Source organism: Enterococcus sp. C102(2024) (assembly GCF_040888205.1).
Taxonomy (GTDB): domain Bacteria; phylum Bacillota; class Bacilli; order Lactobacillales; family Enterococcaceae; genus Enterococcus; species Enterococcus faecalis.
The window spans coordinates 189,023-204,900 of sequence record NZ_JBFOHH010000004.1; the positions used below are offsets into that span (position 1 = coordinate 189,023).

11 protein-coding genes are annotated in these 15,878 nt (G+C 37.9%); 1 reads left to right on the forward strand and 10 read right to left on the reverse strand.

Annotated elements, in window-relative coordinates:
* Positions 1–10 precede the first annotated feature (10 nt).
* Positions 11–2,896: a sigma 54-interacting transcriptional regulator gene (locus tag AB3I34_RS09985; protein WP_368027845.1), complete on the reverse strand. Its 2,886-nt coding sequence runs from the start codon at positions 2,894–2,896 to the stop codon at positions 11–13.
* Positions 2,897–3,148: 252 nt separating this feature from the next.
* On the opposite strand from AB3I34_RS09985, the gene AB3I34_RS09990 reads away from it, so the two are divergent.
* Positions 3,149–4,780: an ABC-F family ATP-binding cassette domain-containing protein gene (locus AB3I34_RS09990; RefSeq protein WP_002359215.1), complete on the forward strand. Its 1,632-nt coding sequence runs from the start codon at positions 3,149–3,151 to the stop codon at positions 4,778–4,780.
* A gap of 387 nt (positions 4,781–5,167) precedes the next feature.
* Here the strand turns inward: AB3I34_RS09990 and AB3I34_RS09995 are convergent, their stop codons facing one another.
* The 9 genes from AB3I34_RS09995 to gyrA all read right to left on the reverse strand — a co-directional run bounded on the left by AB3I34_RS09995 (position 5,168) and on the right by gyrA (position 15,826).
* Positions 5,168–6,037 carry a DegV family protein gene (locus tag AB3I34_RS09995; RefSeq protein WP_010709100.1) on the reverse strand — a complete coding sequence of 290 codons (870 nt, stop codon included), beginning with the start codon at positions 6,035–6,037 and terminating at the stop codon, positions 5,168–5,170.
* 124 nt (positions 6,038–6,161) lie between these two features.
* Positions 6,162–7,454, reverse strand: a complete 1,293-nt coding sequence (locus AB3I34_RS10000) for an adenylosuccinate synthase (protein WP_002376293.1) — start codon at positions 7,452–7,454, stop codon at positions 6,162–6,164.
* 237 nt (positions 7,455–7,691) lie between these two features.
* On the reverse strand, positions 7,692–9,059 hold the full coding sequence (dnaB, locus tag AB3I34_RS10005; RefSeq protein ID WP_002381331.1) for a replicative DNA helicase: 1,368 nt from the start codon (positions 9,057–9,059) through the stop codon (positions 7,692–7,694).
* Between the two features lie 273 nt (positions 9,060–9,332).
* Positions 9,333–9,785: a 50S ribosomal protein L9 gene (gene rplI, locus AB3I34_RS10010; protein ID WP_002356023.1), complete on the reverse strand. Its 453-nt coding sequence runs from the start codon at positions 9,783–9,785 to the stop codon at positions 9,333–9,335.
* A 5-nt stretch (positions 9,786–9,790) separates the two neighbouring features.
* Complete coding sequence (locus AB3I34_RS10015) at positions 9,791–11,815, reverse strand: DHH family phosphoesterase (RefSeq protein WP_002363542.1); 2,025 nt, start codon at positions 11,813–11,815, stop codon at positions 9,791–9,793.
* A 156-nt stretch (positions 11,816–11,971) separates the two neighbouring features.
* On the reverse strand, positions 11,972–12,211 hold the full coding sequence (rpsR, locus tag AB3I34_RS10020) for a 30S ribosomal protein S18 (protein WP_002356021.1): 240 nt from the start codon (positions 12,209–12,211) through the stop codon (positions 11,972–11,974).
* Positions 12,212–12,236: 25 nt separating this feature from the next.
* The gene (ssb, locus tag AB3I34_RS10025) at positions 12,237–12,803 is read right to left on the reverse strand and encodes a single-stranded DNA-binding protein (protein WP_002364599.1); all 567 of its coding nucleotides are present in this window, start codon (positions 12,801–12,803) and stop codon (positions 12,237–12,239) included.
* A 44-nt stretch (positions 12,804–12,847) separates the two neighbouring features.
* A complete protein-coding gene (gene rpsF, locus AB3I34_RS10030) occupies positions 12,848–13,150 on the reverse strand; it encodes a 30S ribosomal protein S6 (protein WP_002356019.1) in 303 nt (100 codons plus the stop codon).
* 174 nt (positions 13,151–13,324) lie between these two features.
* Positions 13,325–15,826, reverse strand: a complete 2,502-nt coding sequence (gene gyrA, locus AB3I34_RS10035; RefSeq protein ID WP_002361457.1) for a DNA gyrase subunit A — start codon at positions 15,824–15,826, stop codon at positions 13,325–13,327.
* Positions 15,827–15,878: the final 52 nt, after the last annotated feature.

Here is a 15,878-nt window from a genome sequence, read left to right on the forward strand (position 1 = left end):
TTTTTCTGTATTAATCTAGTGTATCAATTTCGGTGATTTTATCTTCGATACACTGGGTATTTTTGACTAACTGTGCGATAAAATAAACTTCTTCTGCTGGAACATCCATATTAAGAGCTTCTTCCATAGTCTCAATTGAGGCCACAATCACTGGATAAATTGGTTCTTGAACCAATCGACCAAGTTCCTTTTCTGAAACCGTCAGTGTATCATTCCGTAAAATACGCTCCAACATGCCCGATGTGTGCATAATCAAATTGATATAAAATGTGTACTCTTCTGGCATCGTTAATTGGGTTTGGATATTTTTAGCGAATGACCACAACAGCTCAATGATTTTTTTTCCATTAATGAAAGTGAAACTTTGCTCCATATATTTTAGACAAATTTCTTTTGCTGCCGCTTCGTCCAACGGCTTATTCATTACTTCTTCTTTCCGCTCTGCTAGTAATTGCTGAATAATTTTTTCTGCTTCACCGGAAAAGAAATTTTCCATGGAAATATAAGGAACTCCAATTTTGGGATTGGTAATCCCAGTTGTCGCAATAATTTCATAGTCTTCTTGAATTTTAGGCAAGACTTCTTTCATATTTACAATGGACAAAGGAATCACTTCTAAATGCCAGTCTATTTGTGGCAAGACAGCTTCCTCAATAAGCTCTTTCATTCGGCGCGCAGTTCCTTCTCCAGAAGCGCAGATAGCAATAATTGCTCTTGTTTTCCAATTTTCAATGATTTGTTTCGTTTCACTTTGGCGAATATCGGCATAGCCATGAAAGTTTTTTAAAGACTCGTGAAGTGTTTCCAATTGCGTATCAATTAATGCGGTTTTGCGGGCCGCTTCAAGAACAATTGGCGTGGTCACCATGTCTACTGTCCGCACATCAATGCCTGTCTGGCGTACAATTTCTTCTGAAAACGTACTTAATGAACCCATATCCACCAATAATAGTACGCCATTCTCTTCATTCACTTCACCAACTGCTTCAACGATTTTACGCAAAGCTTCTTTCGGTGGCATATCTAAAGGCATATCCACAGCCTTCAAATTATCAACATTTAACAATTGAGAAACCACTTGTACCATACTGCTAGCGGTACTATTTCCGTGCGCAGCCACGACAATGCCAATCCGGCCAGCCTCAGGATTTTCTCTTAAAGAAATGAGCAAAACAGCTAAATAGTAACTTTCAGATTCAGGAATCTCCATCTGATAACTACTTTCAATAATATTTTTAATTTCTTTTGCTGTTTCAAACTCTGTTGGATAATCTAAAACCATATTTCGAATACTTTCATTTAAAGGATGCTTAGGATCTTTGCCTAATTGGATGCGTTTCAAGAAAGAACTAATGTGTAAACTCATTGCATAAATAAAGTTGGGTTGAAACGAATACGATAACCGCTTCGCTGCAAAATTATAAATTTTCTTAGTGACATCAATAATTCGTTGGTCAACAATTTCAGCCAATTTATTTTCTGTATCAAAGGTGAATCCATAATCTTTGTAGAAAGATTTTAAATGAACATTGATATCCGTTGTAATAAAATTATTAATTAGTTCTTGGTCCAAGCCGTCTGCTTTTAAGAGAGCCGCTTTATCTCCAATAATCTCATATAGATTGTAAGGCAATTCATAGGCATCTGACTGAATAGCTACTAAAGATTCATTTGGTGATACCACTAATTGCGGTTCCAGATATTTCGATAACTCCGACAATACTTCTCGATTACTGGCAAGTTGCATAATGCCTTCTTTAATATTGTCCGTTAATTCGTCCATCGTAATCATTAATTCCTCTTGTTCCATCTGATTAAGGAACCCTCGCGCAGTCACAAGTTGCACATTCGATTTTAGCTGACCGACATTTCCATAAGAAACACTTCCGATTAACGCTTTGACCACATCTTCTGACAAAGAGATTCGCCGTTGAATCCGCGCTGCTTCCATTGAAACCATCACTTTTAGGAGGTCAATTTTTTCTTTCGCAGGACGGTCACTGAAGTTCGGTAATTGAATAATAATCGGAATGCGTCGCACAAAAGTATTCAATAAAGAAGAAGTAGGATTCTCCGTCGTAGCACAAATAATCCGAACATCCGCATGATGTGATTTCACTGTTTCACCTAAACGCGCGTACACGCCGTGATCCATAAAATAAAAAATCATTTCTTGTCCTTCGGGTGGTAACCGATGTACTTCATCTAAAAACAGAATGCTGCCATCTGCTTCATCAATAATCCCTTCTTTCGCTTTCGTAGCGCCTGTGAAGGCCCCTTCTACATACCCAAATAAATGCGACATCAAAAGTTCTGGATTATGCGCATAGTCTGCACAGTTAAACACCACAAACTCTTTTTCTTTGGCCACAATTTGGTTCAGCTTCGCAAATTGAAACATGGCATGAGCAAAATAAGTTTTTCCAGAACCTGTTGATCCAGTAATTAAACAATTCAAGCCTTTTGGCGGATATAAAATCGCTGCTTTGGCTTGTTCCACCGGCGTTTTCATGCTTCCAGCTGAACCGATAATTTTTTTGAAAATATCTTCAACTTCTGGGGTTTTACTTGTCGTGACTACTGGTTCAACCAATGGTTCGATAAAAGTTTTTGTGGAGTGATCCATTGATTTTTCCCGATAACTTTTAACTGGCTTGGTTAATGGTCGATGCTGAAACGCCACCTGCGCGACATATTTTACTGGTCGACCAGATAATTTTTTCAAGCGCCCTTCACGAACGAGTTGATTCAAATCTTTACTAGCATTGGTCCGCTGAATGTTTAAACGTTCTGAAATTTCTTGTGTCGTGACTCCCGCATCACTTGTTAAGGTCATTGGCGTTAAATTCTTCGTTTGCTCTTTAACATATTGATAGATTTTTTCAATCCGCTTCATTTTTGATGGCTCCTTTAATCGATACACTAATTAATTTACATGATACAGTGTATCATTAAAAAAATACACTAAAAACCCTTTCATGAAAAAAATTTCTGTTTCACATGAAACATTTTAAAAAAGCGCCTTTTTTCTATAAAAAACCCACCTTTTTATTCGTTTCTGTAAAAAGATTGAAACTCCTTGAAAAAAGGTTCTGTAGCCGATATAATGCAGAGAGGTTCAAGAATATATTAAAAGCGAGGAAAACAATTGATTACTGTTAATGATGTAAGTTTACAATTTCCAGATCGTAAACTTTTTGAAGAAGTGAATATTAAATTTACTCCTGGCAACTGTTACGGCTTAATCGGCGCAAACGGTGCAGGAAAATCAACGTTTCTTAAAATTTTATCAGGTGAGATTCAACCGACAACTGGCGTGGTTTCAATGGGTCCTAATGAGCGACTAGCAACGTTGAAACAAAATCACTTTGACTACGAAGACTACACTGTTTTAGAAACTGTAATTATGGGACATAAACGTCTTTACGAAGTAATGAAAGAAAAAGATGCTATCTATATGAAAGAAGATTTTTCAGATGAAGATGGGATTCGTGCCGCAGAACTAGAAGGCGAATTTGCTGAACTTGACGGTTGGGAAGCAGAACCTGAAGCAGCTGTTTTACTCCAAGGGCTAAACATTCCAGAAGAATTACATGATCAAAAAATGAGCGAATTAACAGCTGGTCAAAAAGTCAAAGTATTATTAGCTCAATCTCTTTTTGGTAAACCAGATGTCTTACTATTAGACGAGCCGACAAATGGTTTAGACACCCGCTCAATCAATTGGTTAGAAGAATTTTTAATCAACTTTGAAAATACCGTTATCGTGGTTTCCCATGACCGTCATTTCCTAAACAAAGTCTGCACCCACATGGCAGATTTAGACTTTAGTAAAATCAAACTTTACGTTGGTAACTATGATTTCTGGTTGGAATCAAGCCAACTAGCGACAAAATTGCAAGCACAATCTAATGCCAAAAAAGAAGAACAAATCAAAGAATTACAAGACTTTATCGCTCGTTTTAGCGCCAATGCCTCAAAATCAAAACAAGCAACGTCACGTAAAAAAATGTTAGATAAAATTACCTTAGATGACATTCAACCTTCCTCTCGTCGTTATCCATTCGTTGGTTTTACACCAGAACGTGAAATCGGCAATGACTTATTACAAGTTGAAAATGTCTCTGTAACGATTGATGGCAAAAAAATCTTAGATAATATCTCGTTCAACTTAACAAAAGATGATAAAGTGGCATTCATCGCTGACTCAGATATTACAACGACTACGTTATTCAAAGTGATTATGGGCGAAATTACTCCCGATACAGGTTCTGTTCGTTGGGGCGTTACAACTAGCCAAGCTTATTTACCAAAAGACAACAGCAAAGACTTTGAAGAGCCATTAACCATTTTAGATTGGTTACGTCAATTTGCTGGTAAAGAAGAAGATGACAATACGTTCTTACGTAGTTTCTTAGGTCGGATGTTATTCTCTGGTGAAGAGGTACTAAAACCAGTCAATGTTCTTTCCGGAGGCGAAAAAGTGCGTGTCATGCTTTCAAAATTAATGCTTTCCAAAGCCAATGTCTTAGTTTTAGATGATCCAACGAATCACTTAGACTTAGAATCAATCACTGCATTAAATGATGGGTTGATGGCTTTCACTGGTTCAATTCTTTTTGCTTCACATGACCACCAATTTATCCAAACATTAGCGAACCGAATTATTGCTGTTTCTGATAAAGGGGTTATTGATCGGGCAGAAACAACCTATGATGAATTCTTGGAAAACCCAGAAATTCAAAAACAAATGGACGTTTTATTCAGTTCAGATTATTAAAAAATGAGGTCGGGACAGAAGCGTTTAACTCCGAGAAATAAGAAGGAATTTTCGAAAATTGTTCTATAATTTTTGGAGACCAAGTAGGTATTGTTCATCATCGAATCACTACGTTCTTCGTGATTCTCAACAATTTCGGCTTATTTCCGAAGGACCTTCACCAAGTAGGTACGATGATTTCATCTGTTCATGCTTCACAGTGAAACATCGCAACTCTTAGAGCTGTAGCTCTTTTGAAGGCTGTACTGTGACGAGACGCATGTCGAGAAAACACCTTAGAAGTTGTTGAGATCGGAGCAACGCGTAGTGTTGCTTCTGTTCCCGCCGTTTATCAATTTTTAAGCCTGGGACAAAAATCCAAAGTGATTTTTGTCCCAGGCTCATTTTTTATTTTCTTTTTTCACCAAAAGAAAACACAGCAATACAACCTATTCCAGTATGACTAGTAATGGTGGGTCCTAGAGGATAAATCAGTATCTCATTAACCTCTATTTCTTTTTCAATTAATTCTTTGACTTTTTCCGCGTCATCTTTCGTTCCCGCATATGCAATCAACAGTGTTTGTTTCATTGGCTCTACAATGCCTTGAATCGTTTCTTGCGCAATCTTTTGCAAGGACTTGTTTCGTCCACGAGTTTTACCAACGGATGCTAGTTTGCCTGCCGCATCCACGCGAATAATTGGTTTAATGTTCATTAAGCCACCAAGTGCTGCCGCTGTTTTAGAAATCCGTCCGCCACGTTCTAAATGTTTTAAATCATCTACCGTTACCCACGAGTGAAGTTTCATTTTTTGCTCTTCAAGATAGGCAACAACTTCTCCTAATGAATGACCATCTGTTTGTAATCGAATGGCTTCTCGGACTAACATCCCTTGACCTAAGCTAGCTGCTTTTGTATCAATAATATGAATTTCTACATTATCGTACTCTTCTTTTAACATCTCTACTGATTGCAACGCACTTTGATAAGAGCCACTTAACCCAGATGAAAAAGCTAAATAAATCACCGGTAACCCTTTCTCCACAAAAGGACGGAAAAATTCATTGTAGCGTCCCACATTAACTTGAGAAGTAGTGGGCATACTTCCATTTTTAATGGCCGTTAAGAAGTTCTGATAATCAAACGTTTCGCCTAAATCATCGCGATATTCTTTCCCGTCAATTTGAATATTCATGCTAATAAAAGGTACTTGGTTTTCTTTTAAGTATGTATACGGCAAGTCACAACAAGAATCTGTCACTAATTGATAATTCACGGACAATTGCCCCCTTCATGTTTTCTTTTATTTTACCATAGTTTTTCATTTTTATATAAAATTAAAAAAGAACGTAAAGGCTGAACTGGCATAAGCCATCCTTTACGTTCCCTTAAAAATCTGCTTAAATTTGTGCCCAAACGCTTTCTAAAACGTTCGTTTGGTTACGGTCTGGACCTACAGAGAATGTTGAAATGCGCACACCAACTAATTCTGAAATCCGATGCACATAGTTACGAGCATTAGCTGGTAAATCGGCTAAAGTTTTGCAACCAGTGATATCTTCAGACCAACCTGGTAATTCTTCATAAACTGGTTTACAGCGGCTTAATTCTTTCAAGCTTGCTGGATAATGATAAATTAATTCACCATCAAGTTCATAAGCTGTACAAATTTTCACCGTTTCTAAACCACTTAACACGTCAATCGAGTTTAATGACAAGTTTGTAATCCCTGATACACGTTTTGAATGACGCATAACTACTGAATCAAACCAACCGACACGACGCGGACGTCCTGTTGTTGTTCCGTATTCTTTACCGACACGACGAATGGTTTCTCCTGTTTCATCAAATAATTCTGTTGGGAATGGGCCGTCACCGACACGTGAAGTGTACGCTTTGCAGACACCAACCACTTTATTAATTTTTGATGGACCAACGCCACTACCGATAGTTACGCCACCAGCTACTGGATTAGAGGAAGTAACAAATGGATAGGTTCCTTGATCGATATCCAACATGACACCTTGTGCCCCTTCAAATAAAACCCGTTTTCCAGCATCCAATGCATCATTTAAAATAACCGAAGTATCTGTAACATATTGTTTAATTTGTTGTCCGTATTCATAGTATTCTTCAAAAATATCATCAAATTCAATGGCTTCGCTATCAAACATTTTAACGAATTGACGATTTTTTTCTTCTAAGTTAATTTTCAAACGTTCCGCAAAAATTTCTTTATCCAATAAATCAGCGATACGGATTCCCACCCGTGCTGCTTTATCCATGTAGGCTGGGCCAATTCCTTTAATCGTTGTCCCAATCTTGTTTTCACCTTTCGCATCTTCTTGCAATTGATCCAATTTAATATGATACGGCAAGATGACATGGGCACGATCTGAAATACGTAAATTATCAGTGGCAACATTATTTTCTTTTAAATAAGCTAATTCTTTTACTAAAGATTTTGGATTCACAACTACGCCGTTACCAATTACACTAATTTTTTCTTTATAGAAAATCCCTGAAGGAATTAAATGTAATTTATACGTTACGCCGTCGAATTTAATGGTATGTCCGGCGTTATCTCCGCCTTGGTAACGAGCGATCACTTCTGCATTTTCACTTAGAAAGTCTGTAATTTTTCCTTTACCTTCGTCGCCCCATTGCGTTCCAACAACTACTACTGATGACATTCGAACACCTCGTTCATAATTTTTTTGTCCTGAATCATTGTACCAGTAAAACCAGTCCCTTTCAAGGGTAAAAATCGAATATTCTTTCACAATCAAAAGCGTTTCTGTCAAAAATACGAACATTTTTAGTTATGTTTTTGTAAAATAATAAAATATACGAATATTGTTCGTGTTTTACTCTCTGATTTTAATCCCTTAATAAGCAAAAAAACGAACTCAAAAAATGAGTTCGTTTTTTTAAAATTCTGTCCTCGGCGAAAGCGAAGAAAATTTATTATATTCTTTAATGAAAAGTAATTCGACCGTTCCACGCGCACCACTACGGTTTTTCTCAATGATGACTTCTACAACATTGTCAACTTCTGGTGGCTCATGATCACCGTCTTCTCCTTCACCACGATCGTAGTAATCATCACGATAAAGAAAGGCAACGATATCGGCATCTTGCTCAATGGAACCTGACTCACGAATATCACTTAACACAGGACGTTTATCTTGACGTTGTTCCACGCCACGAGAAAGCTGTGACAAAGCGATAACCGGGACTTTTAATTCTTTCGCTAATTTTTTTAATTGACGTGAAATATCAGAAACCTCCTGTTGGCGGTTCTCTTTTCCAGTTCCTTCAATCAATTGTAGGTAGTCGATCAAAATTAGACCTAAGTTGCCTTTTTCTTGTGCTAATTTACGACATTTCGCACGAATTTCGGTAATTTTAATCCCTGGTGTGTCATCAATATAAATATTCGCACGGGACAAACTACCCATCGCAATAATTAAGTTTTGCCATTCTTCTTCAGATAATTGCCCTGTTCTTAAATGGCTGGCCTCAATGGATCCTTCTGCACAAAGCATCCGGTTCACTAATGATTCTGCCCCCATTTCTAAACTAAAAATAGCGACAGCTTTATCTGTTTTGGTGCCGACATTTTGGGCAATATTTAATGCAAAAGCGGTTTTCCCTACCGCTGGACGGGCCGCTAAAATAATTAGCTCTTCCGCTTGCAAGCCGGCAGTCATTTTATCCAATGCTTGATAGCCTGTAGGTAAACCAGTAATCTCTTCATCATTTTGGTATAATTGGTCAATATTCGCAATAGTTGTATTTAGAACATCTGAAATTGATAAAAAGCCACTACGATTCCGCTTTTCGGAGACTTCTAAAATGCTTCGTTCTGCATCATCCAAAATAGATTCAACATCTTCACCTTGCTCAAAGCCTTTAGTTACAATCTCTGTAGCGGTTTGGATTAAGTTGCGCAGCAACGATTTTTGTTCAACAATTTTTGCATAATAAATGACATTGGCAGCTGTCGGCACAGCTAAAGCTAAATCTGACAGATAACTTAGTCCACCAACATCTTCTAACAAATTCTCTTGTTCTAGGCGATCTTTGATTGTTACCACATCAATCGCTTCATTTCGGTCGCTTAAGGTCATCATCGTTTGGAAAATCAACTGATGACTACGACGATAGAAATCTTTAGGTTCCACATATTCCATCGCTTCTATTAGCACATCTGCATCTAAGAAAATAGAACCTAAAACGGCTTGTTCCGCTTCAATATTTTGTGGCGGTACCCTATCTTGCAATAATTCATTCATTTTGTTCTCTCCCACGATGTCTTACTTTCTGGTTCATTTAGTCTATCCATTTTAACACAATTTCATTAAAAAAAGTACATTTTTTCTCTGCTGATTTCTCTATTTTTAGTTCACTTTCCAATTTTAAAAAATATACAATTAATAAAAACATAATACTTTCGTTAATTCAAATTGTTGTATATTTGATTTTTAAACATTATAAAAAATAATTCTAGTAATTTATTTTGCATAAAAAAGAAGCCGGAGAAATCGGCTTCTTTTTTATCGATTGTATTATTCCGCTACGACATGAACCTTAATTTTCGCTGTAACTTCATGATGTAGTTTGACTGGTACGTTAGTGTAACCTAAAGAACGAATTGGGTTGGCTAATTCGATTTTGCGTTTATCCAATTTTACATTGTATTGTTTGTTTAAGGCTTCTGCAATTTGTTTTGAAGGAATTGAGCCAAATAAACGGCTGTCTTCTCCAGCTTTTGCCTTGATCTCTACAACAGTCTTTTCATCTTCTAAAAAGGCTTGCATTTCTTTTGCTTGTGCTAAAACTTCTGCTTCATGTTTTTCTTGAGCTTTCTTTTGACCCGCTAACGCACTCATGCTTCCTTTATTGGCTTCTTTCGCATAGCCGTTTTTAATTAAAAAGTTTTGGGCGTAACCAGTTGGCACTTCTTTTACGTCCCCTTTTTTTCCTTTTCCTTTAACATCTTGTAAAAAAATGACTTTCATTTCCTTCACTCCTGTTCATACATTTCATTAATATTTTGACGAATTACATCAAGTAGTTGCTCTTTTACTTCTGCTACTGTTACGTTTGATAATTGTACTGCCGCATTAGTAAAGTGACCGCCACCACCTAAATTTTCCATAATAATTTGGACATTAATTGAACCATTACTTCGAGCACTAATGCCAATCTGTTGATCCGTCCGCTTGGTAATGACAAATGCTGCATTAATCCCTGCCATAGAAAGTAATGTGTCCGCTGTTTTGGCAGCTGTGACACTATCATATTCTTTGTCTTCACTCCCGGCAACAACGACGGTATCTTTTGTGACATATTCACTTTTAGAGATTAAATTGTTCATTTCCAGATAGCTTGTAAGATCAGAACTTAATAGATATTGTACTAAAGATGAGTCTGCTCCACAAGTTCGTAAATAACTAGCCACATCAAATGTTCGCGCCGTCGTTCGTGTATTGAAACTTTTCGTATCAACCACAATTCCCGCCAACATCATGGTTGCTTCAAAGGCCTGCAGTTTATTTGCGCTATTACTTTGGTATTCGATCAATTCTGTGACTAATTCTGAAGCAGAAGAGGCAGAAGATTCAATATAAGAAAGCAAGGGTTTTGCTGGAAATTCGTCTCCTCTTCGATGGTGATCAATGATTACCACTTTATCAAAACGCTCATAGAGCTCTTGTGAGATCGATAGAGACGGTTTATGGTAATCTACCATAACTAATAAGCTACTTTCTTTCTTGCGCTTCATGGCCTCTTTAGGACTAATAATACGCTCTTCTAATTCTGGGTACTCTTTAATCGCCTCTAACACTCTTTTGACATCGGGAATGATTTCATTTTCATCTAAAACAATCCACGCTTTTCGATTATTAAACGAGGCTAAACGAGCAACACCAAATGCTGAACCTAACGCATCCATATCTGGATAACGATGGCCCATAATATAGATGTCAGCAGATTCCGCAATAATTCCCTTAATTGCCATGCTCATTGCGCGAGAACGTACTTGGGAACGTTTCGTCGTTACTGCCGTTTTTCCACCAAAAAATAACGGCTTCGCTTCATCTTTGGCTTCTTTTACAACCACTTGATCACCACCACGAACTAAAGCTGTATCTAGGTTCGTTTGAGCCGTGGTCCCGGTTTGATCTAAGGTTGGCCCCCCATAAGCAATCCCCATACTTAACGTAATGGCTACTTCATGGTTAGCTGATTCCTTACGGATCGTATCCAAAATAGAAAATTTTTCGTCCATCATTTTTTGAATATCTTCCCATTGGGCAATGAAAAAATAACGTTCTGCGTTGATTCGCTTATAAAAAACTTTGTATTGGTCCATCCAATCAGAAACCATCGTTGTAATGAAACTATTCAAATAAGAAATTTCTTTCTCATCCATTGTATCGGTGACATCATCATAATTATCGACAGACACAATGCCAATAGCCGTTTGCATTTCGACTTTTTCTTGATACAAATTACTTTCTTTAGTGATATCTTCAAAAGTAATTGTATGTTGTTCTTTATTGACGCTAAAGCGATAGGTATTTTCGTCAATCGTAAAAATATCTTGGTTTCGTTCTGCTAATTCTAAATAAGACGTAACTTGGCTAGCGGTTAACGTTAGCTGATTGTCTTTATTAAAAATAGAAGCAGCATAAGGATTAAGCCATTCTACCGCGCGTGTTTCCCCGTTATACGTAATAATTCCCACAGGTACTTCATTTACAACATAATCCAACGATTGTTCAGCAATGGAACTTGCTTCTTGAATCTTTTCCACGTTCGTAATTTCTACATCTCTAATCAACAGCCGAATAACCACTAAGAGAAAGATATCTAATGCGATAATTACCGCCAATAGCAGCCATTTATTTGTTAGTAAGAAATAGAGGAGAAATTCTACTAAGAGAAGACCCACAACAATTAAGAAACCGTTTTTTTGAATTCTCTTCTTTTGCATTTTTTTGCCTCCAATCTTTCTGCAGACCTTTGAGGCGACTTGTTCCAACGAGCGTATTGCTCTGGTGATTCACTAGTTATTTCATCCCTTATTTTATCACAAAACACTTCATTCTGCGAACCTTGTTATGTTTCACGTGAAACACTAGTCAAGATAAAAAAGAACCAAAGAGCAAGCTCTTTGGTTCTGGAAATTGTCATAAAATTATTGTTCGTCACTAACGAATGGTAATAATCCCATGATACGTGCGCGTTTAATAGCAATCGTTAATTTACGTTGGTTTTTAGCGCCAGTACCTGTAACACGACGTGGTAAAATTTTGCCACGTTCTGAAATGAATCGTTTTAACAATTCAGTATCTTTATAATCGATGTATTCGATGTGGTTTGCTGCGATGTAGTCGACTTTCCGACGTTTACGTCCGCCTCTTCTTTGTTGTGCCATTCTTGTTCCCTCCTATCAAATTCGTTTAGAATGGTAAATCATCATCTGAAATGTCGATAGATGAACCTGAGCCACCAAATGGATCAGAATCTTTATCGAAATCAGGCATACCGTTATTGTTTTGCGACTGAGAAGATGATGGATTGAAACTATTGTTGTTGTTATTAAATCCAGAACCGGCATTGTTATTACCAAAGCTACGATTTTGTGATTGATAACCATTTTCGTTGTTATTAAAGCTACCGCCGCCAGTTCCTCTTTGTTCTGAAGCAGAACGAGATTCTAACAATTGGAAGTTTTCACAAACCACTTCAGTTACGTAGACACGTTGACCTTGTTGGTTCTCGTAATTACGAGTTTGAATTCTTCCGACAACACCTAATAATGTACCTTTACGGGCATAATTAGCCATTGTTTCTGCGGGTTTACGCCAAATCACACAGTTGATAAAGTCTGCTTCACGGTCACCATTTTGATTCGTAAAGTTACGGTTTACAGCAAGTGTAAAGGTCGCAACAGCTGAACCACTAGCGGTGTAACGTAAGTCAGGATCTTTTGTCAATCTTCCGACTAATACAACGTTATTAATCATTCAAAACATCTCCTTTCGTCAATAAATGTTTCATGTGAAACAAATTATGCTTCTACCTTCACGATCATATGACGGATAATATCGTCATTGATTTTTGCTAAACGATCAAACTCGTTGATTGCGCCAGCTGTTGATGGAGAAGTAACATTAACGATATGATAGATGCCTTCACGGAATCCGTTCATTTCATATGCTAAGCGGCGTTTTTCCCAATCTTTAGATTCGATAACTTCTGCTCCGTTATCTTTTAAGATTGTGTCGAAACGTTCTACTAAAGCAGTTTTTGCTTCTTCATCAATGTTCGGACGAATAATGTACATGATTTCGTACTTCGTATCTTGACTCATTGATTTTCACCTCCCTATGGACTTCAAGGCTCTTAGTTGGCTAAGAGCAAGGAGAACATACCTAAAAAGGTAGTTCACAATCTCTAATTATATGCTAATTGATGGACAAAAGCAAGAAATAGTTTTGAAAAGCCCCAATAAAAAAGTTTCGCCAGTTGGCGAAACTTTTTTATGTTATTCTTCTGTTTCTGATGTTGTTTCGTTTTCTGTTGTTTCTACAACTTCAACGATTTCTTCTTCCACTTCTTCTGGTTCTACAACAGCCATTGTTACCACTTTGGCACCATCTTCCATTCTCATTAAACGAACCCCTAATGTTGCGCGTCCTGTTTGAGAAACAGAATCAACGTTAAAGCGGATAATGACGCCTTTGTTCGTAATCAATAAGATATCTTCATCCCCATTGACCGTGGTTAAACCAGCTAATGGACCATTTTTCTCAGTGATATTTGCTGTCTTAATCCCTTTACCGCCACGTCCTTTAACTGGATATTCAGAAGCTTTTGTACGCTTACCATAACCATTTTCAGTAATGACTAGGACTTCTTTATTTTCATCCAGAATCGCTGCGCCGACCACATAATCATTTTCGCGGAGACGGATTCCACGAACGCCTGATGCTGTCCGGCCCATATCACGTACAGTATTTTCATCAAATGTGACAGAGTATCCTGCATGTGTTCCGATAATCATCTTCTGATTGCCATTAGTCGTTACTACGTTAACTAACTCATCATCTTCTTTTAAGCTAATGGCGATTAATCCATTACTACGGATATTAGAAAAGGCTGTTACGGCTGTCCGTTTGACAGTTCCTTTTAAGGTTGTGAAGAACAAGTATTTACCTGCTTCCGCTTTGCCCTCAACAGAAATAATCGCTTGAATTTTTTCTGCAGAATCAATTCCCAGTAAGTTAATTACTGGAATTCCTTTTGCTGTTCTACCGTATTCAGGGATTTCGTAACCTTTTGCTCGGTAAACTTTCCCAGTGTTCGTAAAGAATAATAACGTGTCGTGTGTTGAACAAGAAACTAGGTTTTTCACGAAATCATCATCATGAACGCCCATCCCTTGGACACCACGTCCGCCGCGGCGTTGCGCCCGGAATTCGGAGTTTGCCATCCGCTTAATGTAGCCGTTATTGGTTAATGTAATCACGACTTCTTCTTCTTCGATTAAATCTTCATCTTCAAGACTTAGGACTTCACCTACTAATAGTTCTGTACGTCGTGCATCACCAAATTTTGTGCGAACGTCATTTAACTCTGTTTTAATGATTTCAATGACGCGTTCTGGGCGGGCTAAAATGTCCTCTAAGTCCGCAATGAATTTCAATAGCTCTTGATATTCATTTTCAATTTTGTCGCGTTCTAAGCCTGTTAAACGGCGTAAACGCATATCTAAAATCGCTTGCGCTTGACGATCTGAAAATTCAAAGCGTTCAATTAACGTTGCTTTTGCTTCATCATCTGATTGTGACCCACGGATAATGGCAATGATTTCATCGATATGATCTAAGGCAATTCGTAGACCTTCTAAAATATGCGCCCGTGCTTCTGCTTTGTTTTTGTCAAAAATCGTCCGGCGAGTAATGACTTCTTTTTGGTGCTCGACGTAATTTTCTAAAATACGTTTCAAGCTTAAAATTTTCGGTACACCTTTTTCAATGGCTAACATGTTAAAACCAAAAGATGTTTGTAAGGCAGTCATTTTGTACAAGTTGTTTAACACAACAGAGGCACTCACATCTCGACGAACATCGATGACGATCCGCATGCCTTCACGAGAAGATTCATCCCGCAAATCAGTAATTCCTTCAATTCGTTTATCTCTGTGTAATTCAGAAATTCGTTCGATTAATTTGGCTTTATTCACCATATAAGGCAATTCAGTTACTAAAATACGTTCTTTTCCATTCGGCATTTCAGTCAATTCAACTTTTGCACGAACAGTAATCGAACCTTTCCCTGTTTCATATGCTCGACGAATCCCTGATTTCCCCATCACTAAACCGCCTGTTGGAAAGTCTGGTCCAGGTAACACTTCCATCAATTCATTCGTCGTTACATCAGGATTGTCCATCAATAAACTTGTTGCATCAATCACTTCACTTAAATTGTGTGGTGGAATATTTGTTGCCATCCCCACCGCAATCCCCGTTGTTCCGTTAACTAGTAAGTTTGGAAAACGAGCAGGTAAAACTACTGGTTCTTGTTCTGAATCATCATAGTTTCCTTGGAAATCGACTGTATTTTTGTTAATATCTCGTAGCATTTCTAAAGCAATTTTACTCATACGTGCTTCGGTATAACGCATAGCGGCAGCGCCGTCACCATCGACAGAACCGAAGTTTCCGTGGCCGTCAACTAACATAGCCCGATAACTAAAAGGTTGTGCCATCCGCACCATTGATTCGTAAATCGCACTGTCCCCATGGGGGTGATATTTACCCATAACATCCCCAACAATCCGGGCTGATTTTTTGTGTGGTTTATCAGGGGTTACCCCTAATTCGTTCATTCCATATAAGATTCGGCGATGAACAGGTTTTAAACCGTCACGAACGTCAGGTAACGCGCGGGCTACGATAACACTCATTGCGTAGTCAATGAAAGATTCTTTCATTTCGCTGGTCAGATTGACGTCTTGAATGTTTTCTTTAATTTCTTCACTCATGAATTTTTTCCCCTCTAAATATATGTTCTAGCGTCTCTTACAACGTTGCGAC

Coding starts and splice junctions, on each gene's coding strand:
- gyrA (WP_002361457.1), bottom strand. CDS start 15,826: ATGAGTGAAGAAATTAAAGAAAACATTCAAGACGTCAATCTGACCAGC.
- rplI (WP_002356023.1), bottom strand. CDS start 9,785: ATGAAAGTCATTTTTTTACAAGATGTTAAAGGAAAAGGAAAAAAAGGG.
- dnaB (WP_002381331.1), bottom strand. CDS start 9,059: ATGAATGAATTATTGCAAGATAGGGTACCGCCACAAAATATTGAAGCG.
- rpsR (WP_002356021.1), bottom strand. CDS start 12,211: ATGGCACAACAAAGAAGAGGCGGACGTAAACGTCGGAAAGTCGACTAC.
- rpsF (WP_002356019.1), bottom strand. CDS start 13,150: ATGAGTCAAGATACGAAGTACGAAATCATGTACATTATTCGTCCGAAC.
- ssb (WP_002364599.1), bottom strand. CDS start 12,803: ATGATTAATAACGTTGTATTAGTCGGAAGATTGACAAAAGATCCTGAC.
- AB3I34_RS10000 (WP_002376293.1), bottom strand. CDS start 7,454: ATGTCATCAGTAGTAGTTGTTGGAACGCAATGGGGCGACGAAGGTAAA.
- AB3I34_RS09985 (WP_368027845.1), bottom strand. CDS start 2,896: ATGAAGCGGATTGAAAAAATCTATCAATATGTTAAAGAGCAAACGAAG.